We start from the raw sequence: 22,262 nt of genomic DNA on the forward strand, positions 1-22,262 counted from the left end.
GATCAGCCGGTGATGCCGGTGATCTTGACCAGGGTCTTGTGCTGGCGGTGGCCGTTCTTGCGACGGTAGTTCTGGCGGCGCTTCTTCTTGAAGACGATGACCTTGTCGTCGCGGAACTGCTTGAGGACCTCGCCCGTCACGGACGCGCCGTCCACGATCGGGGCGCCGACCTTGTCGCCGACCATCAGCACGGTGTCGAACGTGACGGACTCGCCCGCCTCGGAGCCGAGCTTCTCGATGGCGATGACGTCGTCCTGAGCGACCTTGTACTGCTTCCCGCCGGTCTTGATGACTGCGAACATGGTGGTGCAACCTTGACTGAAACGTGGGCGGAGCGAGGCCCCGCGGATGGAGCCGGGAAATATACAGACGCCGCCGCGCCTGTCAATGCCCGTATCGGGCTTTTTCAGGCGGGCGTCTGGAGGCCGCTTTTACCGGCGGGTCGGCCGGTGTGCGGCGGCGTGTCCGTAAGAGCCCCGGGCGTGGATCGGGCTGCACGGGATCGTCGAATGAAAATTTTTCGACGCCCCTGTTGCGTGGGGAGGGAGCTTACGTTATGTATCGGCCTCCCGCAAGCGACCGACGCAAAAAACTGCGGCCTTTTCAGTGCGGAGAGGTGCCGGAGCGGTCGAACGGGGCGGTCTCGAAAACCGTTGTCCCTTCACGGGGACCGTGGGTTCGAATCCCACCCTCTCCGCCACCTTCCCTCAGCCTTCCGCAATGGCCAGCGCTCCCCCCGGCGGGGTGCCGCGTTGTTCCCGACACGTCACAGTCTCGGGAGGACGCACCATGCTTCGTCGTGTCAGAGGCCTGCCGCTCGCGGCCGGTCTGGTCATTTCGATCGCCCTGCCGGCCGGCGCCCAGGCGCAGGAACGTTCCGCCACCGTCACCACCGCGACCAGCGAGGAGTACGAACAGGGCTACCTCGCCACGCAGGACGGCCGGGCACTCTATATGTTCACGCTCGACCAGCGCGGTCAGGGCGAGTCGGCCGCCGTCTCGCACTGCGAGGACGACTGCGCCGAGGCATGGCCGCCGTTCCTGAGCGATGGCCCGCCCCAGGCAGGGCCGGGCGTGAAGGAGGGTCTGCTCGGCACCATCCAACGGCCCGGCGGCGGCACGCAGGTCACCTACGCGGGCTGGCCGCTCTATCGCTACTTCCGCGACCAGAGCGACGAGTTCCAGACCCACGGCCAAGCCCTGGAGACCCACGGCGGGTACTGGTACCTGCTGCATCCCGACGGCACGGTGATCGAGGATCGCGAGTTCTGACGGCGCCGGGGGCGCGTTCTGCGGTCGGTCGCGGGAAACCGGTTGCGGGCGATGGGGCGTATATCCTTCAGGATATCCCGTCGAACAGTCCAGGAGGTCCCATGAAGACCCGCATTCCCGCCGCCCTTCTCGCCGCGGCCGCGCTGGCCGCCTGCACCGCCGGCGAGGCGTCCTTCGGTGAGCGCCTGCGCACCGAGGGGCAGGAAACCGCCGCCGTTGGTGAACGCTGGATCGAAGGACAGCAGATGGTCGAGCGCGGCGAGAAGCTCATCCGCGAGGGCCGCAAGGACGTCCGCTCCGGCGAACGCAAGATCGACAAGGGCGAGGATCTGGTGGAGGACGGCCGCGAGATGATGGCTCGCGCCGAACGGACCTATCCGGCCGCCGCCAACTGATCCACCGCCCTTGGCAAATGCGCCGGCGGATCACACCTCCCGAAAGAGCCGTCGCCGCCCTTCGGGAGGTTTTTCATGCCCGCATCGCCGCTCACCGTCCGTCCCACCCGCCGGGCCGTGCTCGCCGGCCTGGCCGCCGGCGGAGCCGCGCTGGCGCTGCCGCCGGGCCTTGCGCGGGCGCAGCAGAACCCGGCGCGGACCAAGGCGGTGCCGTCGACGGGGCAGGCGATCCCCGTCATCGGCATGGGCACCTGGATCACCTTCAACGTCGGCCAGGACCCCAAGCTGCGGTCCGAGCGCACCGAGGTGCTGCGCGCCTTCTTCGCCCACGGCGGCGGCGTGATCGATTCCTCGCCCATGTACGGATCGTCGCAGGCGGTGGTCGGGCACGGGCTGGATGAACTGGGCCACCCGCCGGGGCTGATTGCCGCCGACAAGGTGTGGACATCCGACGGCGACGACGGGCCCGGGCAGATCCGCGAAAGCCTGAGGGACTGGGGCATCCCGCGCTTCAACCTGCTGCAGGTCCACAACCTGCGGGCCTGGCGGCCGCACCTGGAGACCCTGTTCGCCATGAAGGAGGCCGGAGAGCTGGCGCATGTGGGCATCACCACGTCGCACGGGCGGCGGCACGGCGAGATGGAGGCGGTCATGCGCGACCACCCCATCGATTTCGTGCAGCTGACCTACAACGCCGTCGACCGCGAGGCGGAGGCCCGCCTTCTGCCGTTGGCACAGGAGAAGGGCATCGCCGTCATCGCCAACCGCCCGTTCCGCCGCAGCGCGCTGGTTGACCGGGTCCAGCGCCATCCGCTGCCGGCCTTCGCCGCCGAGGCGGGATGCGAGACGTGGCCGGCGCTGCTGCTGAAGTACATTGTCAGCCACCCGGCCGTCACCTGCGCCATCCCGGCGACGACGCAGGTGGTTCACATGCGCGAGAACATGGCGGCGGCGCGCGGTCCCGTGCTCGACGAGGCCCTGCGCCGCCGCATCGCCGACGTAGTGGCGGCGTTGTAGCCCGGCACCGGTCAGCCACCGCGCTGCGGTTCGGGGTAGGACTCCCACGGGTCGCTGACGGCGGGTGGCGGGACCTCCACGCTCAGGTTCAGGGTCTCCAGCGCGCTGGCGATGGGGATGAACAGGTTCAGCCCGGTCCGGCCGCCGTCGGCGGTGGCGAAGCCGGCGTAGGTCAGGCCGACCAGGTTGCCCCGCCCGTCCACCAGCGCGCCGCCGCTGTTGCCGGGGTTGACCGCCACGTCCGCCTGGATGTCGGGCAGACCGTCGTCGTTGCGGGGAAAGCCGCTGACGGCACCCCTGGTCACGGTTCCGGCCAGGCCGCGCAGGCGCGGCGTGCCGATGGCGAAGACGTCCTCGGTCAGGCGCAAGGGGTCCATGCGGATGGGCAGGAAGGGATGCCCGCCGGACGTCGTCTGCACCAGGGCGACGTCGCGGCGGCGGTCGCGGCGCAGGACCTCGCCGCGCTGCCAGTCGCCGCCCAGGTCGCGCACCAGCACCGTGTCGCGGCCTTCCACGACGTGATAATTGGTCAGCAGCAGGCTCGGCGTGATGTAGACGCCCGAACCGTGGCTCAGGCCGTTGTCGATGGTGGCGACGGCGCGGCGCACCTCGGGCGCATGATCGGCCAGCGGGGCGTCGAACAGCGGCACCTCGGGCACCAGCAGGGGCGCGGGGCGGGTCTCGCGGTCGGCGATGGCATAGAGCGTCGCGTCACGGCTGACGATGTCCAGGAACGCCGCCTCCGCCGCCAGATTGCTGACCGAGGAGGCGAAAGCGTTGTTGACCAGAAGCTGCGCGGCCATCATCGACGGATCGTCCAGCCGCGCCACGCCCTCGGTCCGGGTGGTGTAGACGACCTTCTTCAGCGACTGCGAGAACACCTGCCACTCCACCAGGATGTAGCCGCGCCCGGTCTTCAGGTACTTCTCGTCGCCGGTCAGCAGGTTGCGCTGGACGCACAGGTCCAGGCGGATGTCCTCGATGCGCCCGGCGACCAGATAGTCCGTGCGCGGCTGGCCGCGTTCGATGGCCTTGAACAGGTTGTTGGGGTCGCCCACCGTGTTGTAGCCGGCCAGCCGCATGCGGCGGAAGAAGGCGTCCTCGAAATCGCGCGAGAAGGCTTCGGTCCGCGAATACAGCCAGCTGATAGGGTCGCCGCGCTGGGCGCACGAGAACCAACTGCCGCCATAGCCGCCGATGGTGGTGCCGGGCGGGATGGCGTAGGTCACGCCGCCGTATTCGATGGTCGCCAGCGACCGGCCGAGGGGAATGTCCGGCGGCGGGCGCATTTCGACGTCCGGAATGGGCATTCCGGCCCCGCCGCAGGCCGCCAGTCCGGCACACAGCATGACGATCCGGAGCATCCGCCCCGCACCCGCGACCCCTCGCATCCCCGCTCCCCCTTCGGAAATAAAACCTGAGCGTGTGCGAGTGTAGAGGCAGCCGCGCCGCTAGTCCAGGCGCGCGACGCTGGCAATCCACTCCAGCGCCTCGTCCACGGTTTCCACCAGGGTGCCGGGCTCGGGCGCCGGCCGGCGGATGAGCACCACCGGCAGGCCCAGGCGCCGGGCCGCATCCAGCTTGGCGCGGGTGGCGTTGCCGCCGGAGGCCTTGGTGACCAACACGTCCACGCCGTGGGAGCGCATCAGGCTGTCCTCGTCGTCGACCGTGAACGGCCCGCGCCCGCCCACCAGGGCGGCTCCGACGGGCAGGTCGTCGTCGGCGTCGTCGGGCGGGTCCATCATGCGGACCACATAGGTGAAGCCCGGCCGGTCGCGGAACGGCGCCAGATCGGCGGTGCCCAGCGTGATGAAAGCCCGCCGGCCCAGCCGCGCCGCCGCCTCCGCCGCGTCGGCCACGTCGTCGACCTCGTGCCAGTCGTCACCCGGCTGCGGCTCCCACTCCGGGCGGCGCAGCGTCAGGCGCGGCGTGCCGGTGACCTCGCAGGCGATGTGGGCGTTGCGGCTCATGCGGGCGGCGAAAGGGTGGGTCGCGTCCACCAGCAGGCGCACGCCCTCGTCCCGGAGAAAGACGGCCAGCCCCTCGGGCCCCGCGAAGCCGCCGATGCGCAGCCGGCCGGGCGGCCTGGCGCGCGGGGCGGCGCGGCCGGCCAGGGAATAGGTGACGGCCAGCCGATCGCCGAAACGGTCCGCCAGGGCGCGGGCGAGGGCTGCGGCCTCGGCCGTTCCGCCCAGCAGCAGCAGGTGGGGAGGACGCTCACGCATCGGCACGGCCGACCTCCTGTCCCTGGCGGTCGAAGGCGATGATCTCCACGTCGACGCCGCCCGACAGCACGGCCAGGGCGGCCTCGCGGGCCTGGCGGCACAGGGTGTCCGACAGGCGCCGGTCCAGCCCCAGGCCGCGCGCGATCTCCAGGACCGCGCCGACGGTGGCGGCGTCGCGGGCGCCGCGCACGGCGTCCGCCGGGGCGCCCAGGTCGTGGAGCAGGACGGCCAGCGCGCCGGTGTCGACCGTGCTGCGGCCGGAATGCAGGTCCATGTGTCCTCCCGCCAGCTTGCTGATCTTGGCGAGTCCGCCGGCGATGGTCAGGCGCGGCACCGGATGGCGGCGCAGGTACTTGAGTACGGCGCCGACGAAGTCTCCCATGTCGATCAACGCTTCGTCCGGCACCGGGTACAGGCGTCGCGCCGCCTTTTCCGAGGTATTGCCCGTGGTGGCGATCAGGTGGTCCTGGCCGGCGGCGCGGGCCACGTCGATGCCGCGATGGATGGAGTGAATCCAGGCCGAGCAGGAGTAGGGCACCACCACCCCCGTCGTCCCCAGAACCGACAGGCCGCCCAGGATGCCGAGGCGGGGGTTCATGGTGCGCAGCGCCAGTTCGGCCCCGTGCTCGATGCCCACCGTGACCTCCAGGTCCACGGCCCCGCCGCCGGCCTCGTCGGACAGGTTGTCGGCGATCATGCCGCGCGGACCGGGGTTGATGGCGGGCTCCCCCACCGCCAGCGGCAGGCCGGGCTTGGTGACGGTGCCCACGCCCTCGCCCGCCCTGAACACGATGCCCGCGCCGGCGGTCAGGCGGCGCACGGTGGCGGAGACGACGGCGCCATGGGTGACGTCGGGGTCGTCGCCGGCATCCTTGGTGATGGCGGCGGTGGCCGCCTCGCCGTCGTCCGACAGGCTCCAGCGGGTCAGGGCGAAGGCGGGGGCAAGGTTTTTCGGCAGACGGATGGTCACCGGGTCGGGAAAGACGCCGGTGCGCAGGGCGGCGAAGGCCGCACGGGCGGCGGCTGTGGCGCAGGCGCCGGTCGTCCAGCCCTTCCTGAGGGTGCGGGTATCCGTCATGGCGGCGATCCTACACCGCGCCGGAAAGCCCGGAAACGCCCAACGTCACAGGGGGTATTCGTCCGCCACCCGGCCGCTTTCCAGCAGCACGGCGCGGGTCGCCAGGGCCTCGCGCACCTCCGGGTCGTGGCTGACGATCACCATGGCCTGGGGCAGGCCGGACAGCACCTCGATCAGGCGGGCGCGGGCCTTGGCGTCCAGGGCGTTGGTCGGCTCGTCCAGCAACAGGGCCTCGGGCTGCATGGCGAGAACGGCGGCCAGCGAAACCAGGCGCTTCTCGCCGCCCGAAAGGTGGTGGGTGACGCGGTCCTCGAATCCGGCGAGGCCCAGGCCGTTCAGGGTGTCGCTCACGATGCGGCGGGCCTCGGCGCGGGAGGCGCCGGTGTTCAGCGGCCCGAACGCCACGTCCTCGGCCACGGTGGGACAGAACAGCTGGTCGTCGGGGTCCTGGAAGACCAGCCCGGCGCGCGGGCGGATCTCGGCGAAGTCGGCCTCCGTCACCCGCGCCCGGCCGAAGGCCTCCACGGTGCCGCCCGACGGCTTCAGCAGGCCGACCATGAGCGACAGCAGGGTGGACTTGCCGGCGCCGTTGTCGCCCACCAGCGCCAGGCGCTCGCCGGCGTCCAGGCGCAGGGAGACGCCGTCCAGCACGGCCGGCCGGGCGGCGTAGGCGAAGCGGATGTCGGACAGGGCGAACAGGCTCATGCCAGGCGGTCCGCCGCCACCAGCAGGACGCAGGCGATGGCCGCGGCCGTGCCGAAAGCCCAGTCGGCGGGCCCGGCGCGCAAGGTGTCGAGCAGCGGCAGCCGGCCCGTGTAGCCCCGGCACTTCATGGCCGCCAGCACGCGCTCGGACCGTTCCAGCGAGCGGACAAGCAGCATGCCCACCAGATGGCCGAGGCTTTTCAGGGTGTGCAGGTCGGTGCGCGGCCGGAAGCCGCGGGCCTTCATGGCCCAGCGCAGGCGGCCGTATTCGGCGTGCAGGACCTCGATGTAGCGGACCGTCATCAGGAATAGCGTCACCAGCTTGGCGGGCACGCCCAGGCGCCCCAGCGCGTGGCCGAGCACGGTCTCCCGCATGGTGCCCACCAGGGCCAGCAGGGCGAGGATCACGGCATTGGCCTTGAGCGCGATGCGCACCGCGTGCTCCAGCCCCTCGCGCGAGGCCGGCAGGCCCCACAGGGTGAAGAGGGGCTCGGTTCCGGCGGCGGGCGGGGTGGTGAAGGGCAGCATGACCAGGGTGAGCAGGATGAAGCCGTCCATGGCGGCGACCCGCTTGGCCGTTTCCCTCAGCGGCAAACGCGCCCAGACCGCCAGCCCGAAGGCCACCCCCACCGAGGCCACCAGCGCCGGCAGGCCGTTCAGCGCTACCACGGCGACGGCGAACGCCACGGCCGCCAGAACCCGAGCGCGCGGGTCCAGGCGGCGCGGCCCGGTGTCGGGCCCGTCGGCAAAGCTGCGGATGGCCGGCTGTCCGGGCCGCGTCGTGGGCATGGGTCCTCGCGGGGTGGCGGTCGGGACCGGTGCCGGCCGGTGTGGGCCGGTGCCGGGCGTCAGGCGGCAGGGCGGCGGCGGCTCATGATCCACGCCGCCACGCCGAAGATGCCGAAGATGTACCCCAGTCCGCCCAGCGCGTCCATGAGGCCGACACTGTCCTTGTAGGCGAGCAGGTCGCGGCGCAGCGGTCGCACCTGGGCCTCCACCGCCTCGGCGATCAGGACGCGCAGGTCCTCCGGCGCGGGGGCGGCGGCGGCGGCGATGTCCTCCGCCGGCACGGTCAGGCGCGCCACCAGCCCTTCTCCCAGGTTGGCGGCGAATGTGTGGTCGACGGTGCGCGTCGGCGTGAAGGTGAAGGCCCCGTCCTCGTCCATGGCGGTCTCGCCCAGCACCGTGCCGTCAGGCGCGGTGACGGTGACGACGGCCCCCGGCGCGGCGGGCTCGATATCGCCGCGGATGACGCCGTTGACGGTGGAGGCAAACGCCATGACCTCGCCGGCCTTGGCGCCGATGGTCGGCAGCAGCAGGGCCGCCGCCAGCAGCAGGGACAGACGCTTACGCATGGCGCAGGCCCTCCGTTCCGGCGGTGGTGCCGGCGGGCAGGCCGAAGGCGTCCGGCTTGACCTTGGCGAGCAGGGTCACGGCGGCGGCCGTCACCAGGGCTTCGGCGATCATCACCGGCACATGCGCCAGGAACACCAGCTTGGCGGCGGGAATGAAGGCATCGCCGGAGGCTGCCAGGGCGGCACCCACCAGGATCGTGGTCAGGGCGACGGACAGTCCGCCCGCAACGGCGCCCGAAAGCGGCACCAGCACCGCCGAGCCCGAGCGCACGCCGGCGCGGCAGGCCAGGCCCACCAGCACGGCGGGCATCGCGATGGTCAGGGTGTTCACGCCCAGGACGGTCAGGCCCCCGAAGCCGAAGAACACGGCCTGCAGGGCCAGTGCCACGGCCAGAGCCGGGAAGGCGGCCCATCCCAGCATCAAGCCGGCCAGCCCGCCCAGCACCAGGTGGACGGACGACGGCCCGATGGGCACCTGCACGAGCGAGGCGACGAAGAAGGCCGCCGACAACAGGCCGGCGCGCGGCAGGGTCTCGGCGTCCAGGCGCTTGAGGCCCAGGGCGAGACCGCCGACCGAAACGGCCGAGGCGGCGACGATGACGGACGGGGCGAGGGCACCATCGACAATATGCATGTCAGCGGCCCTCCCCGATGGCGGAGAAGGGAGTATTGGAAACGGAAACGGCGCGACTGTGCGTCATCCTTGGCGCTCCTGTCTGGCGCCGGGGCCGCGACGGGACGACGGACACGGGGAGATCGCGCGGAAGGACCGATACGGCCGGCAGGAATGGGCCGCTGGTCCCGCAGGCGTCGCCGCGCACCATCGCCGATCGCCCTCCGGCGGAACGGCTCCGCCCGGCCACCATGGCCGCGCGGCGTGATGATGCACGTCACCTCGACGGATACCCGCACCCCCGGTACGCCCCGCCCGGAGGATGAGTGACGTCGCGACGGCAGGTCTCCTGGCTCGCGGGTCGTCGCCGCCTTCCGGCCTTCCCGGCGCGGGTGAGCGCCAGTGGCATGTTCGGAAGCGGCTCGCCGCTCACAGTTGCGGGGGCAGCTCCGGCGCCGGACCCCCACCGGGTCGGTCCATTCCGGATTCCCTTTTCATCCCCGGGCTTTTCACCCTGCACGGGGCAACCGTCACGTTCGGCCGGAGTATGCCGCCGGCGCATGGCTGCGTCAAACGGTGCTTGCACACTGTGACATCCGCGTGACGCTGCCACCTTGGTGGTGTAGGGTGCGACCAACGCAGTAGGGACAAGCGTCTAATGGTCTCCGCTCCTCCGAAAGCCGTACAACTGGTCACCCGCCTCGTGCGGTTGGTGCTTCTGATCGTCGTCGTCTGGGCGGTGGCGATGGTCAGCCTGTGGCTGCTGGCCGACCGCGCCCGCACCGAAACCGCGACGGCGGCCTCGCGGGACCTGTTCGCCACCGTCGTGCAGACGGAGCAGAAACGCCTGCTTCAGGTGGCGAGGGATTACGCCTGGTGGGACGATTCCATCCGCAAGGTGCTGATCGACCTGGACCCGGACTGGGCCGACAACAACCTGGGCGGTTATCTTCAGGAAGGCTTCGATATCGGCTATTCCGTCGTCCTGCGGGGCGACGGCGTGGCGCTGTACGGCGCGGTGGACGGCGCGCGCATGGACATTCCCACGCCGTCGGCCCTGGGACAGGGATCGCTGGCGCTGCTGGAGGCCGCCCGTGCCGCACCGCGCGCGCCCAAGCCCGTGGGTGCGGCCGGGATCATCCAGCTCGACGGGCGGCCGGCACTGGCCGCCGCCATGCCCTTCGTGCCCGAGGAGGCCGACAGTCCCGCGCCGCCCGACCCGGACAGCGTGCTGCTGGTGGCGCGCGTGCTCGATTCGCCCTGGCTGGCGGACCTGGGAGAGGCCTTCAACCTGCGCGACCTGCGCCTCGTGGCGGCGGCGGAGGCGGAAGACCATGCCGCCGGCAGCGTGCTTGAAACCCTGCGCGGTGCGCCGCTGGCGGCGGCCGTGTGGCAGCCGGTGGTTCCGGGCGACCGCATGGACGGCATCGTGCTGGCGGTCATGGCGGCGCTGTCGCTGGCGATGCTGGGGCTGCTGGCCGTCTTCCTGCGCCGCGCCCGCCGGCTCGCCCACCGCGTGGCCGCCGACGACGCCGAGCGCCTGGCCCAGGCCGAGGCCCTGGCCGCCAGCCGGTCGCGCCTGCGCCATGTGATCGCGGCGGCGCCGGTGGCGCTTGTGGTCGCCGATGCCGACGGGACGGTGATGCTGGCCGACGGCCGCGAGGCACCGGCCATCGCCCCGCCCGACGGCACGGGACCCCTGGGGCGGCCGCTGCGGGAGGCCTACGGCCATCTGCCGGGCTTCGCCGACCTGTTCGACGCCGCCCTGGCCGGCGCCCCGACCACTGCCACCGTCTGGCACGGCCGCCGCGCCTTCGAGGTGGCCTGCGCCCCTGTGTCGCAGGGCGCCGGACCGCGCGGCGGCGGCGTCGTGGCCGTGCTGACCGACATCACCGAGCGCAAGGCCGCCGAGGACGTCCTGCGCCGCACGCTGGACGAACTGACCCGCTCCAACAGTGAACTGGAACGCTTCGCCTACATCGCCTCCCACGATCTGCAGGAGCCGGTGCGGACCATGGTGGCCTACGCCCAGTTGACCCGCCGGCGCTATGCCGACCAGGTGGACGAGGACGGGCGGGCCTTCCTGGACTTCATCGAGACCGGCGCCCTGCGCATGCGGGCGCTGGTGCAGGGACTGCTGTCGTACTCCCGGCTGAACGGAACGCCGCCGGCGACTTCGATCTGTCCGGCCGGCGAAGCGCTGGACATGGCGCTGGAGAACCTGGCCGACGCCATTCGCGAGGCCGGTGCCACCGTCGAGGCCGAGGCGGTGCTGCCGCATGTGGCCGTGGACCGCCTGGAACTGACGCAGGTCTTCCAGAACCTGATCGGCAACGCGCTCAAGTTCCGCGACCACGGGCGGTCGCCGCGGATCGAGGTTTCGGCCCGGCCGGCGCGGTCCGGCGGGCACTGGACCATTACGGTGCGCGACAACGGCATCGGCATCGCATCGGAATACCAGGAAGAGGTTTTCATCCTGTTCAAGCGCCTGCATGCGCCCGACGCCGCCGAGGGCACGGGCGTGGGGCTGGCCATCTGCCAGCGGGTCGTGGAGCGCCACGGCGGGCGCATCTGGGTGACCTCGCAGGCCGGCGACGGCAGCGCCTTCCACTTCACCCTTCCCGCCGCCGCAGATGCCGAACCGGGTGGTGCGCCCGATCCCGGGGCCGCGGTGGAAACGGCCCACGACGCCCCTATGCCCGAGAAATCGGCGCGGGTATAGTCACGGGTTCCTGCCACCACCGGGGGCGTCCGCCCTTATGACCATGCCCGACCCGTCCGCGCTGTTCGTCCTGGCCCTGCTGGTCGTCATCTTCGCGGCATTCGTCAGCGAAAGGTTCCCGCCCGATTCCATCGTGCTGGGCGGAGTCGCCGCGCTTCTGGCGACCGGCATCCTGCCGACCGACGAGGTGCTGGGCGTCTTTTCCAATGCCGCGCCCATTACGGTGGCGGCCATGTTCATCCTGTCGGGCGCGCTGATGCGGACCGGGGCCATCGAGGCCTTCGGCGAGGCGGTGTCCTCGGTCGCCAGCCGTCGGCCGGGGCTGGCGCTGGCGGCGCTGATCATGGTGGTCGTGGTGGTGTCGGCGTTCATCAACAACACGCCGGTGGTGATCGTGCTGATCCCCGTCGTCATCAAGCTGGCGACGCGCCTGGGCGATGCGCCGTCGCGCTACCTGATCCCGCTGTCCTACGCGGCGATCCTGGGCGGCACCACGACGCTGATCGGCACCTCGACCAACCTGCTGGTGGACGGCGTCGCGCGCGAGCAGGGGCTGGAGCCCTTCGGCATGTTCGAGATCACCCTGCCGGGCCTGGTGATGGCGATGGTGGGCCTGCTGTATCTGACGCTGGTCGGCCGCCGCGTGCTGCCCGACCGCGAGACGGTGACCAGCCTCATGGCCGACGGCGACCGGCCGCGCTTCCTGGCCGAGGTGGTCATTCCCGAAGGCTCGCCGCTGGTGGGCACCAGCCCGCGCGAGGCGTCGCTGTTCAACCGTCACGACCGGCGCCTGCTGGACGTCATCCGCGGCGACGAATCCCTGCGCCGCGAGTTCGACGAGATCACCCTGCGTGCGGGCGACCGGGTGATCCTGAAGACGCCGGTGGCCGAGGTGATGTCGCTGCGCGAGGAAGGCGCGGTGGCCTTCCACGACGCCCATGCGCTGGAGCCCGTGGGCAGCCGCCGCACCGTGGTGGTGGAAGGCCTTCTGGCGCCGGAAAGCCCCATGCTCAACAAGACGCTGCGCCACCTGCGCCTGCGTCGGCGCTACGGCGTGTATCCGCTGGCCATGCACCGGCGCGGCGCCAACATCGGCGCCAAGCTGGAGGCCGTGCCCCTGCGCGTCGGCGACACGCTGCTGCTGGAGGGCACGCCCGACGACGTCCGCCGTCTGTCCGACGAACAGGGCATCGTCAACCTGAGCGAACCGCAGGAGCGCGCCTTCCGCCGCTCCAAGGCACCCATCGTGCTGGGCGCGGTGATGGCGGTGATGGCGCTGGCGGCGCTGGAGGTGCTGCCCATTGCGGCGCTGGCGATCATCGCGGTGGCGGCGGTGATCCTGACGCGCTGCATCGATCCCGAGGAAGCCTATCGGTCCGTCGACTGGCGGATTCTCGTGATGATCTTCGGCATGCTGGCGGTCAGCCGGTCCATGGAGACGACCGGCGCCATGAAGCTGATCGTCGACGCGGTCATGCCGGTGGTCGCCGGCCTGCCGCCCATCGGCGTGCTGGCGGTCATCTACGCGCTGACGTCGCTGATGACGGAGCTGATCTCCAACAACGCCATCGCAGTTCTGATCACCCCCATCGTCATCGGCATCGCCGAACAGATGGGCCTGGACCCGCGGCCGTTCCTGGTCGGCGTGATGTTCGCCGCCTCGGCCAGCTTCGCCACGCCCATCGGCTATCAGACCAACACGCTGGTCTACGGCGCCGGCGGCTACCGCTTCACCGACTTCCTGCGCGTCGGCATCCCCATGAACATCATCGTCGGGATCACCGGCATCACCATGATCTCGCTGTTCTACGAGTTCTGAGGGCGGCGACGGCGACTACACCGCCGGCCCCTCGACGGCGTCGGTGTCGTCGACCCCTTCCAGCATGTCCAGCACCATGGCCTTGTTGCGGGCATCCAGCCCGTCCCAGGTGGTGAAGACGCGGGGCATCAGGGCGTCGGCGCGGCCGGCGAAGTCGGCCTTCATCAGAACGCAGGCCAGCACCAGGCTTTCCGACTTGTTGCCCTTCCAGTCGGCGACCAGCCGGCCGCAGCGGTCGTCGGCGCCCAGGGCCTCCGTCAGGTCGAACCACTCGCGCACCACCGTTTCCGACGGCAGCACGGCGGCGAAGGCCTTGCGGATGGCGTGGTTGTGAACCAGCACGGCGGCCAGGATCGGCAGCTCCACCGTGAAGGGCAGGGCGTCGGGCGCGGGGGTGGTCATCGTGCGTGTCTCCCTCAGCCCGCCACGTCGCCCGGCACCACGCGGAAGCCGCGCAGGAAGGCGTCGCGGTCTGCGGCACCCTTGCCGGCGCGTTGCAGGCGGGTGGGGCGGATGGCCGTGCCGTCGGCGCAGGCGATCAACAGGTCGTCGTCCAGCACCGTGCCGGGCTTCGCGCCCTCGCGCCCCTCGGCGGCCTCGCAGGCCAGAACCTTCACGCGCTCGCCGTTGATCTCGCACCAGGCGCCGGGGAAGGGCGACAGGCCATGGACCTGGCGCATGATCCACGGCGCGCGGTGGGCGAAGTCGATGCGGGCTTCCGCCTTGCTGATCTTGGCGGCGTAGGTCACGCCCTCCTCGGGCTGTTCCTCGGCCTCAAGCTCGCCGGCCAGGATGCCGTCCAGGGCCTCCGCCATCAGGTCCGCCCCCAGGGCCGAGAGCGTGTCGTGCAGTGCGCCGGCCGTGGTGCGGTCGGTGATGGGCACGGCGCGCTTGAGCAGCATGGGGCCGGTGTCCAGCCCCGCCTCCATCTCCATGATGGTGACGCCGGTTTCCGTGTCGCCCTCCATGATGGCCCGCTGGATGGGGGCCGCCCCGCGCCAGCGCGGCAGCAGGCTGGCGTGGACGTTCAGGCAGCCCAGCTTGGGCGCCTCCAGGATCGGTTCGGGCAGGATCAGGCCGTAGGCGGCGACCACGGCCACGTCGGCGTCCAGATCGTCGAATTCCGCCTGTTCCGCCTCGCCGCGCAGGCTTTTCGGCGTGCGGACGGGGATGCCCAGCGCGTCGGCGCGGGCGTGCACGGGGCTCGGCCGCTCCTTCTGGCCGCGCCCGGCGGGGCGGGGCGGCTGGCAGTAGACGCAGATAACCTCGTGACGCTCGGCAAGCGCCTCAAGGATGGGCACCGAGAAGTCGGGCGTTCCCATGAACACGACGCGCATGGCGTGGCTGATCCCCCTCATGAAAACCGGCCGGGCGAAGCGCGCCGGCCGGTGAAACCTGTTCGAACGACGCCGGAGCGGCGACCGGTCGCGCCCGAGCGGGCGCCGCGAAGAGGGTCGCGACTGCGACCCCGCGCCGGTCAGGCGCGAGAGCCTACGTGGCGCATGAACGCTTCTGACGCGCAGCGTCAGAACACAAGACTAAACCTCCGCCGCCACCTTTTTCGGCTGGCCCAGGTCGGGGTCGGACTTCTTCAGCTTGGTCAGCTTGCGCAGCACCATGTTGCGCTTGAGCGACGAGAGGTGATCGACGAACAGCTTGCCGTCCAGGTGATCGATCTCGTGCTGGATGCAGGTCGCCAGCAGGCCGTCGGCCTCGATCTCCCGGATCTCGTTCTGGTGGTCGATGTAGCGGACCTTGACGCGGTCGGGACGGGTGACGGCGTCGTACTGCTCGGGCAGGGACAGGCAGCCTTCCTCGTACTCGCGCAACTCGTCGCTGGCCCAGATCACCTCGGGATTCGCCATACGCAGGGGATTCTTCTCCCCCTCGGGCGCCACGTCGACCACGATGACCCGCTTGGACACGCCAACCTGCGGCGCGGCCAGACCGATGCCCGGCGCGGCGTACATGGTCTCCAGCATGTCTTCCATGAGCTGGGCGGTCTCGGCGTCGACCTTCTCCACCGGCTTGGCCTTGGTCTTCAGGCGCGGGTCGGGAGCGACGAGGATGGGAAGCAGGGCCATGGCGTCCGTTTCGTGACAAGCGTGATGTAAGAGATTGTGGAGATAATCGCCGGGCCGCCCCCCGTCAAGCGCGCCGCCCCGGCGCGCGCCCACCGGCCACGCCCCAACCAACGCCCACCCCACGCCCTTGTGACGGGACGCCGCGGCGGCCGCGTGCCATACTGGCGGCCTCCGTGGGGGGAGAAAGGGGAGGAACACAGCACCATGACCGCCGCCACCACCGCGTCCGCCGCTGCCGGCTCGCTGCCCGCGCCGCGCACGCTCTGGCACGCGCTGCCCAGGGCCGATGCGCTGAAGGCGCACGCCTCCATCGTGCCGGCGAGCCTGTTCCTGGCCGTCTACAACCAGTTCGTCTGCCCCTTCATGGATGGCCTGCCGTTCCTGACGCTGCTGGAAGGGTTGGCCGTCGTGATGGCGGTGCAGATCGTGCTGCGCCAGATCCTGTGGGTCTACTGGCCGGCGCCGCAGTCGGTGAGTCTCGCCCGCCACGGTTGGCGCATCGCGGTCATCAGTTGGGGGATCGCGGGGCTGAAGGCCATGACCCTGCACGGCCTGACCTACGAGGCCTATCCGCTGCTCAGCTACCTCAAGCTTGCGACGGGCTTCTGGATTCTCGGCGCCGGCCTGATCGCCCAGTTCGAGTACACCCTGCTGGAGGACATGCTGCGCAAGCGCGGCGCGGAGGGCGCCGCCGCCGACGAAAGCCCCGGCGCCACCGCGCGGCGGCTGGAAGAACGCATCGTCCGCCGCCTGACGGAAAGCGCGTCGTCCTTCGCGGTCGCCCCGGCGGCCGCCCTGGTCATGATGGCCGTCCGCCAGGTGGAGGAAGGCTATGCCGAGCCGGTGATCGTGGTGGAGGTGCTGTTCATCGCCGCCGTCTTCGTCGGCGCGGCGCTGCTGGTGGCGGGCCACTACGGCCGGTCGCTCCGGCGCGACACCGTCGCCATCGTCGACAGCCTGGATGCGGTGTCCGGCGGGCGCTTCGACGTCTGCCTGGACGCCTCCCGGCCGGATGAACTGGGCCGGGTGGCCGGCGGCATCAACACCATGGCCGCCGGGCTGCGCCAGCGCGAGCGCATCCGCGATGCCTTCGGTCGCTTCGTCTCGCCCGAGGTGGCCGAAACCGTGCTGGCCGAGGCCGCCGAGGGAGCCGTTCGCCTGCACGGCGAGCGGCGGCACGTGGCGGTGCTGATGTGCGACCTGCGCGACTTCACGCCACTGGCCGAACGCCTGGAGCCCGAGGAGGTGACCGCGCTGCTCAACGGCTATTTCGCCGAAATGGTGGCGGCGGTGCACGCCCACCACGGCATGGTGGACAAGTTCATTGGGGATGCCGTGATGGCGGTTTTCGGCCTGGCGCCCTGCCCGCAGGGGCGCACGCCCGAGCGCCTGGCGGTGGATGCCGCGCTGGAGATGCGCGCCCGGCTGGCGGCCTTCAACGCGGCCCACCCGAACCGCCCGCCGCTGTCCCACGGCATCGGCATCCATGCCGGGCCGGCGGTGGCGGGAACCATCGGCAGCCCCGACCGGCTGGAGTTCACGGTCATCGGCTCGACGGTGAACCTGGCCGCGCGCCTTGAGGCGGAGACCCGCGCCGTGGGCGAGCCCATCCTGATGTCCGAAGCCGTCGCGGCGCACCTGAACGGAGCGGCGCGGCCGGTGGGTACCGGCAGCCTCAAGGGCCTGTCGCGCCCCGTCGCCCTGTTCGCGCCACAGGCCGCGACGCCGACGCCGCTCTTGCCGAGCTATTAGGAAGTGCTCATATATGCGGTCGAGTGTCACCGCCGCCCGCAAAGGAGTTCCGCATGTCCCAGATCGCCTGCCCGCAGTGCCTTGCCACCAACCGCGTGCCCGAAGACAAGCCCGCCGAGAAGGCCCGCTGCGGGTCGTGCAAGGCCGCCCTGTTCGACGGCCACCCGGTGGAGGCCGACGAAAAGAGCTTCGACACCCTGGTCAATCGCACGGACATTCCGGTGGTGGTCGATTTCTGGGCGCCGTGGTGCGGGCCCTGCCGCATGATGGCGCCGGCCTATGAACAGGCGGCGGCGCACCTGGAGCCGGAGGTGCGCCTGCTGAAGGTGGACACCCAGGCGAATCCGGGGCTGGCGGCGCGGTTCGGCATTCGCTCCATCCCGACGCTGGCGGTGTTCAAGGACGGGAAAGAGGTGACCCGGCAGGCAGGCGCCATGCCGGGCCCGCAGCTCATTCGCTGGATCGAGAGCGTGACCGCCTACGCCTGAGGGCAAAAAGGGGGCGGCGCCCGTCGCGCCGCCCCTACCAGATTTCCTTGGCAAGCTCCTCGCCCTCGCGCGTGATCTCGGCGAACTTTGCGCGGGCCTCGGCGGGGTCCTGCCAGCCGTCGGGCTCGACCAGCCGCGCCATGCCCTCGGGCGTGTCGGGCTCGGCCTCGCGTTCGCGCGGGTGGACGGTGTAGACCTTGTTGTCGCGCGCTTCCACGATGGCGTGGCGGCCGCTCTCGCGGTCCCGGATCAGGCGGAAGCTGCCCTTCTGGTCGACGATTTCCACGGGGTCGGACATGGTCTGGACCTCCTTCCAGGCTGTGTGGAAATGGCTCTGCCCGACTAACGGCGCGGGGCCGCCTTGGGGTCCCGGGCAACCGCGCGCGTGAATGCGTTGTTGATGGTGCGTGATCCGCAACCCGCTCCACCGCCCGAGGTTCCGCCATGACGCGCCCCCTCCGTCCGCTGCCCGACCGCCTGCCGCGCCGCCCGTCCCGCCGCCACCAGGACCTGTCGGGGCTGGTCTTCCTGGGCGGCTTCATCGCGGCGACCGCGGCCATCAGCCAGTACTACGCGCCGACCCGCGGGCAGCCCGAGATTGCCGAACACTACGAGCGCCTGGACAAGCCCTCGCTCACCCCCAGCCGCCGGACACAGGCGGTGATCTGGCCGGCGCTGTGGGGGCTGATGGGGCTGTCGTGCTGGCGTGTGTGGCGCAGCCGCGAGAGCCCCGATCGCGACAAGGCGCTGGGGCTGTTCCGCTTTGCGCTGGGGATGACGGCGGGCTTCGCCAAGATGGCCTTCGGCAACCGCAAGACGACCGCCGCGGCCGCCGACATGCTGGGCGTGGCGGCGGCGTCGGCAGCCTACACCTACAAGGCGGGTGCGGTGGATCGCCTGGCCGGCCTGCTGGCTCTGCCCTACACGGCCTGGCTGGGCTTCGTGTCGGTTCTGGCCGGCATCACCGCCCTGCGCGAGCGGGACTAGCTCAGGCTGTCTTCTTCATCGGCATGGCTGGCGACACCTCTTTGGAAATGGGCGCTGCCTGCGCGTGATTCAGGCCGAAATACGCTTTTGGACACAGGCTGATGGAGCAGTCGAGCCGCCCGGCGTTGAACACGATCGCCGTGCTGGCCTTCAGGTGCTCGCACGCCAGGACGGAAACGCTCGGATGGAACGCAAAGGGCGGCACGGCCCCCATGGTGCAGCCGGTCAGCTCCGTCGCCAACTCCGCGGGCGCCAGCCGCGCCTTGCGGCCTCCGCGCAACTGCTTGATGGCGGCGAAGTCCACCCGCCGATCACCGGGCACCACCGCCAGAACGTACTCCCGGCCTTCCGGCGTCGCGGTGCCATCGACCTCCACCAGCATGGATTTCGCGGCGTCCTTCAACGGATGGCCGCGGATGATGCTGGCAAGGTCGGTGCGCCCTTCCGGCGCATGATCCATGACCCCGTAATCGAGCCTGTGCTGAGACAGAAGCGCCACGATGCGCTGGTAGACGTCGCCCACGTCCAACCCCTCCCCTTGAAATCCCCGCGCGGATGGTAGGGGGATGTTGCGGGGGTATTAACTTGAAAGTGTATCTGAACGATATTGAAGCTAAGGGATCGGGGTGGGCGCCCGCCTGCCGTAGAACGAGGAAACCCGCCGCTGTTGCCAGCCGGCGGGTTTCGCGTAATCTGGTGGAGCCGAGGGGAATCGAACCCCTGACCTCTACAATGCCATTGTAGCGCTCTCCCAACTGAGCTACGGCCCCGTTCTCTGTGTCGCTCCGACCGTTGGGGCGGCCTGAGGCGAGGGAACATAGGGATTTCCCCCGTGCCTGGCAAGAGAAAAATTCCAGGTCTTCGATTGTCCCGTTACGGGTCCGGCAACCGCGCCGGACCCGCCGGAAACGCAGCCGGTGTCAGGTGTCCTCTTCCTCGGATTCGACGTGCTCCATGACCTCGGCCATGTCCTCGTCGTCCTCGCCGAGGTCGTTGGTGTCCTCGATGACGTCCTCGTCGACGTCCTCGTTCTCGGACTCGGTTTCGTAATCTTCCTCTTCTTCCGCCTCCGCCGGCTTGGCGACGGCCTTGGTGGGCTTGGCCACCTTGCTGTCCTTGGAGCGGCGCAGCTTGGGCGCCACCTCGGCCTCGTTCTCCGCCTCGCACTTGGGGCAGATGATCGGCCGCTTGTTCAGATCATAGAAACGGGCGCCGCAATGCGTGCACGTCCGCTTCGTCCCCCATTCCGGTTTCGCCACGCCGTGGTCCTCCCACTGAAGCCTGATACCTATTCGTCCCTACGGGCCCGGCGATTTGCCATGAACCGCATGCCCTGTCAAAGCCATAATGGCGCCGCCGACGGCTCCCGGCCCCTCCCGTCTTCTTGTCACGGGAAGCGGTGGGCGCGCAATGGCCTGTTGGCAGGATTTCATGCTGTGGTAAACACGGGGTCCCAAGCCGCCATATAGGGCAGATCATGGCGGCGCAAGATCCAAGCACCCGGAATTTTCCCATGAGCCACGCCGCGACGCCCGCCCGCCCGCTTCGCTCCGACGCCGTGACCGCCCTGACGGGCGAGGTCCGTGTGCCCGGAGACAAGTCCATTTCCCACCGCGCGCTCATGTTCGGCGCGCTGGCGGTCGGCGAGACGGTGGTCGACGGCCTGCTGGAGGGCGAGGACGTTCTGGCGACCGCCGCGGCCATGCGCGCCCTCGGCGCCGAGGTCCGGCGCGAGGAGGCCGGCGGCCCCGAAGGCCGTCCGCGCTGGCGCGTCTGGGGGCGCGGCGTCGGCGGCCTGGTGGAGCCGGCGGACGTGCTGGACATGGGCAACTCGGGCACCAGCGCCCGGCTTCTCATGGGCCTGCTGGCCACCCACCCCATGACCAGCGTCATGACCGGCGACGGGTCTTTGCGCAAGCGCCCCATGAAGCGGGTGACCGAGCCGCTGTCGCTGTTCGGCGCCGACTTCTGGTATCGCGAGGGCGGCCGCCTGCCGCTGGCCGTCAAGGGCACCGGCGAGGCCGTGCCGGTCTCCTACGCCACGCCCGTGGCCTCGGCGCAGGTGAAAAGCGCGGTGCTGCTGGCGGGCCTGAACGCGCCCGGCAAGACGACGGTGACGGAAGCCGTCGCCACCCGCGATCATACCGAGCGCATGCTCACCCACTTCGGCGCCACGGTGACGGTGGAGACCGACGGCGCGGCGCGGGTGGTCACCCTGACCGGCCAGCCCGAGCTGGTGGCCGCGCCGGTGGTGGTGCCGGGCGATCCCAGCTCGGCGGCTTTCCCGGTGGTGGCGGCGCTGATCACGCCGGACAGCCACCTGATCGTGCGCAACGTCGGCACCAACCCGCTGCGCTTCGGCCTGTATGAGACGCTCAAGGAGATGGGCGCCGACCTGATCCTGCGGAACGAGCGGGTGGAGGGCGGCGAGCCGGTGGCGGACCTGGAGGTGCGCGGCACGGGCCTGACCGGCATCGACGTGCCGGCCGAGCGCGCCGCCAGCATGATCGACGAATATCCCATCCTGGCCGTCGCCGCCGCCTGCGCCTCGGGCACCACCCGCATGAACGGCCTGGCGGAACTGCGCGTGAAGGAAAGCGACCGCCTGACCGCCATGGCCGAGGGCCTGGCCGCCTGCGGCGCGGTGGTGCGCATCGAGGGCGACGACCTGATCGTCGAGGGCACAGGCACGGCCCCGCGCGGCGGGGCCACGGTGCCGGTCGAGCTGGACCACCGCATCGCCATGAGCTTCCTGGTGCTGGGCATGGCGACGGAGCAACCCGTCGCGGTGGACGACGCCGCGGCCATCGACACCAGCTTCCCCGGATTCGCGCGCCTGATGAACGGCCTGGGCGCCTCCATCCACCCGCTGACGGAGACCGCCGCGCCATGATTGTCGCCATCGACGGACCGGCCGCCTCGGGCAAGGGCACCCTGGCGCGCCGCCTTGCACGGCATTTCGGCTATGCCTATCTCGACACCGGATCGCTGTATCGCGCCGTGGGGTTCGCGGTGATGCAGAACGGCGGTGATCCGGCCGACCCCGACACCGCCGAGGCTGCCGCCCGCGCGCTCGACCCGGGGATCCTGAACGACGAGCGCCTGCGCACCGACGCCGTGGCGCAGGCCGCCAGCAAGGTGGCCGCCATTCCGGCGGTGCGCGCGGCGCTGCTGGAGTTCCAGCGGGCCTTCGCCAAGCGCCCGCCCGACGGGGCGAGGGGCGCGGTTCTGGACGGCCGCGACATTGGCACGGTGGTCTGCGCCGACGCCGATCGAAAGATGTTCGTGACGGCGTCGGTGGATGTTCGCGCCAAACGCCGATTCAAGGAGTTGCGCGAAAAGGGCCATGAGGTTATAGAGTCGGCGGTTCTCCAGGACATGAAGGACCGCGATGCGCGTGACGCCGGCCGGACGGTCGCTCCGCTGGCGCCCGCCGAGGATGCGCTGGTGCTCGACACCTCCGACCTCGACGCCGAGCAGGTGTTCACGCTGGCCGTCAAGTATGTGACCGAAGGCCGCTTGGGGTGACGGGGCGACTCGTCGGCCCCATTCGTGTTTTCGTCAGGGGCGGCGCCTTCGCGGTGTGAAGACTTTGGGAACTCCCGGAACCGGCTCGCGTTTCGGGGCCATCGCGCTTAACCGCGCGGGGCATAGAGCGAGCATTGAGAGGGACTGTTCATGCATGCGGACGCCCTGGATTGTCCAGGCGCCGCGATAAAGACCGCCGGACACAACCGGCTGGCCGGAATAG

The 22,262-nt window shown here is 70.8% G+C and carries 24 protein-coding genes, 2 tRNA genes and 1 riboswitch; of the genes, 11 read left to right on the forward strand and 15 right to left on the reverse strand.

The window, feature by feature from the left end; translation table 11 throughout:
• Positions 1–2: 2 nt before the first annotated feature.
• Positions 3–302: a 50S ribosomal protein L21 gene (rplU, locus tag C882_RS02240; protein ID WP_009538907.1), complete on the reverse strand. Its 300-nt coding sequence runs from the start codon at positions 300–302 to the stop codon at positions 3–5.
• 308 nt (positions 303–610) lie between these two features.
• On the opposite strand from rplU, the gene C882_RS02245 reads away from it, so the two are divergent.
• From C882_RS02245 to C882_RS02260, 4 genes are all read left to right on the forward strand, one after another.
• Positions 611–700 (forward strand) — tRNA-Ser (locus tag C882_RS02245).
• An 89-nt stretch (positions 701–789) separates the two neighbouring features.
• Positions 790–1,272 (forward strand): COG4315 family predicted lipoprotein, encoded by a 483-nt coding sequence (locus tag C882_RS02250; RefSeq protein ID WP_009538908.1) that lies wholly within the window; start codon positions 790–792, stop codon positions 1,270–1,272.
• A gap of 101 nt (positions 1,273–1,373) precedes the next feature.
• Positions 1,374–1,667: a hypothetical protein gene (locus C882_RS02255; protein ID WP_009538909.1), complete on the forward strand. Its 294-nt coding sequence runs from the start codon at positions 1,374–1,376 to the stop codon at positions 1,665–1,667.
• A gap of 75 nt (positions 1,668–1,742) precedes the next feature.
• The gene (locus tag C882_RS02260; protein ID WP_009538910.1) at positions 1,743–2,684 is read left to right on the forward strand and encodes an aldo/keto reductase; all 942 of its coding nucleotides are present in this window, start codon (positions 1,743–1,745) and stop codon (positions 2,682–2,684) included.
• A gap of 11 nt (positions 2,685–2,695) precedes the next feature.
• Here C882_RS02260 and C882_RS22835 read toward each other — a convergent pair whose 3' ends face one another.
• The 7 genes from C882_RS22835 to cbiM form a co-directional block, all read right to left on the reverse strand.
• Complete coding sequence (locus C882_RS22835) at positions 2,696–4,048, reverse strand: S1C family serine protease (RefSeq protein ID WP_051999939.1); 1,353 nt, start codon at positions 4,046–4,048, stop codon at positions 2,696–2,698.
• A gap of 87 nt (positions 4,049–4,135) precedes the next feature.
• Positions 4,136–4,909, reverse strand: a complete 774-nt coding sequence (locus C882_RS02270) for a cobalt-precorrin-6A reductase (protein ID WP_009538912.1) — start codon at positions 4,907–4,909, stop codon at positions 4,136–4,138.
• Positions 4,902–5,996 (reverse strand): cobalt-precorrin-5B (C(1))-methyltransferase, encoded by a 1,095-nt coding sequence (locus tag C882_RS02275; RefSeq protein ID WP_456059064.1) that lies wholly within the window; start codon positions 5,994–5,996, stop codon positions 4,902–4,904. Before C882_RS02275 ends, C882_RS02270 begins: the two co-directional genes overlap by 8 nt.
• A gap of 36 nt (positions 5,997–6,032) precedes the next feature.
• A complete protein-coding gene (locus C882_RS02280; RefSeq protein WP_009538914.1) occupies positions 6,033–6,692 on the reverse strand; it encodes an energy-coupling factor ABC transporter ATP-binding protein in 660 nt (219 codons plus the stop codon).
• Positions 6,689–7,480: a cobalt ECF transporter T component CbiQ gene (gene cbiQ / locus C882_RS02285; RefSeq protein ID WP_009538915.1), complete on the reverse strand. Its 792-nt coding sequence runs from the start codon at positions 7,478–7,480 to the stop codon at positions 6,689–6,691. Before cbiQ ends, C882_RS02280 begins: the two co-directional genes overlap by 4 nt.
• A gap of 59 nt (positions 7,481–7,539) precedes the next feature.
• Positions 7,540–8,046, reverse strand: a complete 507-nt coding sequence (locus tag C882_RS02290; protein WP_009538916.1) for an Ig-like domain-containing protein — start codon at positions 8,044–8,046, stop codon at positions 7,540–7,542.
• Positions 8,039–8,680 (reverse strand): cobalt transporter CbiM, encoded by a 642-nt coding sequence (gene cbiM / locus C882_RS02295; protein ID WP_009538917.1) that lies wholly within the window; start codon positions 8,678–8,680, stop codon positions 8,039–8,041. The genes C882_RS02290 and cbiM overlap by 8 nt, the downstream gene beginning before the upstream one ends.
• 301 nt (positions 8,681–8,981) lie before the next feature.
• Positions 8,982–9,206: riboswitch (cobalamin riboswitch) on the reverse strand.
• A gap of 111 nt (positions 9,207–9,317) precedes the next feature.
• Between cbiM and C882_RS22840 the strand changes: the two genes are divergently transcribed.
• Positions 9,318–11,381 (forward strand): ATP-binding protein, encoded by a 2,064-nt coding sequence (locus tag C882_RS22840; RefSeq protein WP_009538918.1) that lies wholly within the window; start codon positions 9,318–9,320, stop codon positions 11,379–11,381.
• A 37-nt stretch (positions 11,382–11,418) separates the two neighbouring features.
• Positions 11,419–13,200 (forward strand): SLC13 family permease, encoded by a 1,782-nt coding sequence (locus tag C882_RS02305; RefSeq protein WP_009538919.1) that lies wholly within the window; start codon positions 11,419–11,421, stop codon positions 13,198–13,200.
• A gap of 15 nt (positions 13,201–13,215) precedes the next feature.
• Here C882_RS02305 and C882_RS02310 read toward each other — a convergent pair whose 3' ends face one another.
• The 3 genes from C882_RS02310 to def form a co-directional block, all read right to left on the reverse strand.
• The gene (locus C882_RS02310; RefSeq protein ID WP_009538920.1) at positions 13,216–13,602 is read right to left on the reverse strand and encodes a hypothetical protein; all 387 of its coding nucleotides are present in this window, start codon (positions 13,600–13,602) and stop codon (positions 13,216–13,218) included.
• A 14-nt stretch (positions 13,603–13,616) separates the two neighbouring features.
• Positions 13,617–14,558: a methionyl-tRNA formyltransferase gene (gene fmt / locus C882_RS02315; protein ID WP_201448323.1), complete on the reverse strand. Its 942-nt coding sequence runs from the start codon at positions 14,556–14,558 to the stop codon at positions 13,617–13,619.
• Between the two features lie 180 nt (positions 14,559–14,738).
• The gene (def, locus tag C882_RS02320; RefSeq protein ID WP_009538922.1) at positions 14,739–15,284 is read right to left on the reverse strand and encodes a peptide deformylase; all 546 of its coding nucleotides are present in this window, start codon (positions 15,282–15,284) and stop codon (positions 14,739–14,741) included.
• 204 nt (positions 15,285–15,488) lie between these two features.
• Between def and C882_RS02325 the strand changes: the two genes are divergently transcribed.
• Positions 15,489–17,036 (forward strand): adenylate/guanylate cyclase domain-containing protein, encoded by a 1,548-nt coding sequence (locus C882_RS02325; protein WP_009538923.1) that lies wholly within the window; start codon positions 15,489–15,491, stop codon positions 17,034–17,036.
• 53 nt (positions 17,037–17,089) lie between these two features.
• Positions 17,090–17,524 carry a thioredoxin TrxC gene (gene trxC / locus C882_RS02330; RefSeq protein ID WP_009538924.1) on the forward strand — a complete coding sequence of 145 codons (435 nt, stop codon included), beginning with the start codon at positions 17,090–17,092 and terminating at the stop codon, positions 17,522–17,524.
• 34 nt (positions 17,525–17,558) lie between these two features.
• Here the strand turns inward: trxC and C882_RS02335 are convergent, their stop codons facing one another.
• The gene (locus tag C882_RS02335; RefSeq protein WP_009538925.1) at positions 17,559–17,822 is read right to left on the reverse strand and encodes a hypothetical protein; all 264 of its coding nucleotides are present in this window, start codon (positions 17,820–17,822) and stop codon (positions 17,559–17,561) included.
• Between the two features lie 146 nt (positions 17,823–17,968).
• Here C882_RS02335 and C882_RS22845 point away from each other — a divergent pair, with 146 nt between their 5' ends.
• On the forward strand, positions 17,969–18,511 hold the full coding sequence (locus C882_RS22845; RefSeq protein WP_009538926.1) for a TspO/MBR family protein: 543 nt from the start codon (positions 17,969–17,971) through the stop codon (positions 18,509–18,511).
• A gap of 1 nt (position 18,512) precedes the next feature.
• Here the strand turns inward: C882_RS22845 and C882_RS02345 are convergent, their stop codons facing one another.
• From C882_RS02345 to C882_RS02355, 3 genes are all read right to left on the reverse strand, one after another.
• Positions 18,513–19,034: a YbaK/EbsC family protein gene (locus C882_RS02345; RefSeq protein WP_009538927.1), complete on the reverse strand. Its 522-nt coding sequence runs from the start codon at positions 19,032–19,034 to the stop codon at positions 18,513–18,515.
• A gap of 171 nt (positions 19,035–19,205) precedes the next feature.
• A tRNA-Ala gene (locus C882_RS02350) sits at positions 19,206–19,281 on the reverse strand.
• 150 nt (positions 19,282–19,431) lie between these two features.
• The gene (locus C882_RS02355; RefSeq protein ID WP_009538928.1) at positions 19,432–19,770 is read right to left on the reverse strand and encodes a TIGR02300 family protein; all 339 of its coding nucleotides are present in this window, start codon (positions 19,768–19,770) and stop codon (positions 19,432–19,434) included.
• Positions 19,771–20,024: 254 nt separating this feature from the next.
• Here C882_RS02355 and aroA point away from each other — a divergent pair, with 254 nt between their 5' ends.
• Both aroA and cmk read left to right on the forward strand, forming a co-directional pair.
• Positions 20,025–21,404 (forward strand): 3-phosphoshikimate 1-carboxyvinyltransferase, encoded by a 1,380-nt coding sequence (aroA, locus tag C882_RS02360; protein WP_043643070.1) that lies wholly within the window; start codon positions 20,025–20,027, stop codon positions 21,402–21,404.
• Positions 21,401–22,039: a (d)CMP kinase gene (gene cmk, locus C882_RS02365; protein ID WP_009538930.1), complete on the forward strand. Its 639-nt coding sequence runs from the start codon at positions 21,401–21,403 to the stop codon at positions 22,037–22,039. Before aroA ends, cmk begins: the two co-directional genes overlap by 4 nt.
• Positions 22,040–22,262: the final 223 nt, after the last annotated feature.

Source organism: Caenispirillum salinarum AK4 (assembly GCF_000315795.1).
Lineage (GTDB): Bacteria > Pseudomonadota > Alphaproteobacteria > Rhodospirillales > Rhodospirillaceae > Caenispirillum > Caenispirillum salinarum.

Bases quoted from the DNA above. Each gene is read 5' to 3' on its own strand.
- rplU (WP_009538907.1), bottom strand. From the start codon at position 302: ATGTTCGCAGTCATCAAGACCGGCGGGAAGCAGTACAAGGTCGCTCAG.
- C882_RS02250 (WP_009538908.1), top strand. From the start codon at position 790: ATGCTTCGTCGTGTCAGAGGCCTGCCGCTCGCGGCCGGTCTGGTCATT.
- C882_RS02255 (WP_009538909.1), top strand. From the start codon at position 1,374: ATGAAGACCCGCATTCCCGCCGCCCTTCTCGCCGCGGCCGCGCTGGCC.
- C882_RS02260 (WP_009538910.1), top strand. From the start codon at position 1,743: ATGCCCGCATCGCCGCTCACCGTCCGTCCCACCCGCCGGGCCGTGCTC.
- C882_RS22835 (WP_051999939.1), bottom strand. From the start codon at position 4,048: ATGCTCCGGATCGTCATGCTGTGTGCCGGACTGGCGGCCTGCGGCGGG.
- C882_RS02270 (WP_009538912.1), bottom strand. From the start codon at position 4,909: ATGCGTGAGCGTCCTCCCCACCTGCTGCTGCTGGGCGGAACGGCCGAG.
- C882_RS02280 (WP_009538914.1), bottom strand. From the start codon at position 6,692: ATGAGCCTGTTCGCCCTGTCCGACATCCGCTTCGCCTACGCCGCCCGG.
- cbiQ (WP_009538915.1), bottom strand. From the start codon at position 7,480: ATGCCCACGACGCGGCCCGGACAGCCGGCCATCCGCAGCTTTGCCGAC.
- C882_RS02290 (WP_009538916.1), bottom strand. From the start codon at position 8,046: ATGCGTAAGCGTCTGTCCCTGCTGCTGGCGGCGGCCCTGCTGCTGCCG.
- cbiM (WP_009538917.1), bottom strand. From the start codon at position 8,680: ATGCATATTGTCGATGGTGCCCTCGCCCCGTCCGTCATCGTCGCCGCC.
- C882_RS22840 (WP_009538918.1), top strand. From the start codon at position 9,318: ATGGTCTCCGCTCCTCCGAAAGCCGTACAACTGGTCACCCGCCTCGTG.
- C882_RS02305 (WP_009538919.1), top strand. From the start codon at position 11,419: ATGACCATGCCCGACCCGTCCGCGCTGTTCGTCCTGGCCCTGCTGGTC.
- C882_RS02310 (WP_009538920.1), bottom strand. From the start codon at position 13,602: ATGACCACCCCCGCGCCCGACGCCCTGCCCTTCACGGTGGAGCTGCCG.
- fmt (WP_201448323.1), bottom strand. From the start codon at position 14,558: ATGAGGGGGATCAGCCACGCCATGCGCGTCGTGTTCATGGGAACGCCC.
- def (WP_009538922.1), bottom strand. From the start codon at position 15,284: ATGGCCCTGCTTCCCATCCTCGTCGCTCCCGACCCGCGCCTGAAGACC.
- C882_RS02325 (WP_009538923.1), top strand. From the start codon at position 15,489: ATGACCGCCGCCACCACCGCGTCCGCCGCTGCCGGCTCGCTGCCCGCG.
- trxC (WP_009538924.1), top strand. From the start codon at position 17,090: ATGTCCCAGATCGCCTGCCCGCAGTGCCTTGCCACCAACCGCGTGCCC.
- C882_RS02335 (WP_009538925.1), bottom strand. From the start codon at position 17,822: ATGTCCGACCCCGTGGAAATCGTCGACCAGAAGGGCAGCTTCCGCCTG.
- C882_RS22845 (WP_009538926.1), top strand. From the start codon at position 17,969: ATGACGCGCCCCCTCCGTCCGCTGCCCGACCGCCTGCCGCGCCGCCCG.
- aroA (WP_043643070.1), top strand. From the start codon at position 20,025: ATGAGCCACGCCGCGACGCCCGCCCGCCCGCTTCGCTCCGACGCCGTG.
- cmk (WP_009538930.1), top strand. From the start codon at position 21,401: ATGATTGTCGCCATCGACGGACCGGCCGCCTCGGGCAAGGGCACCCTG.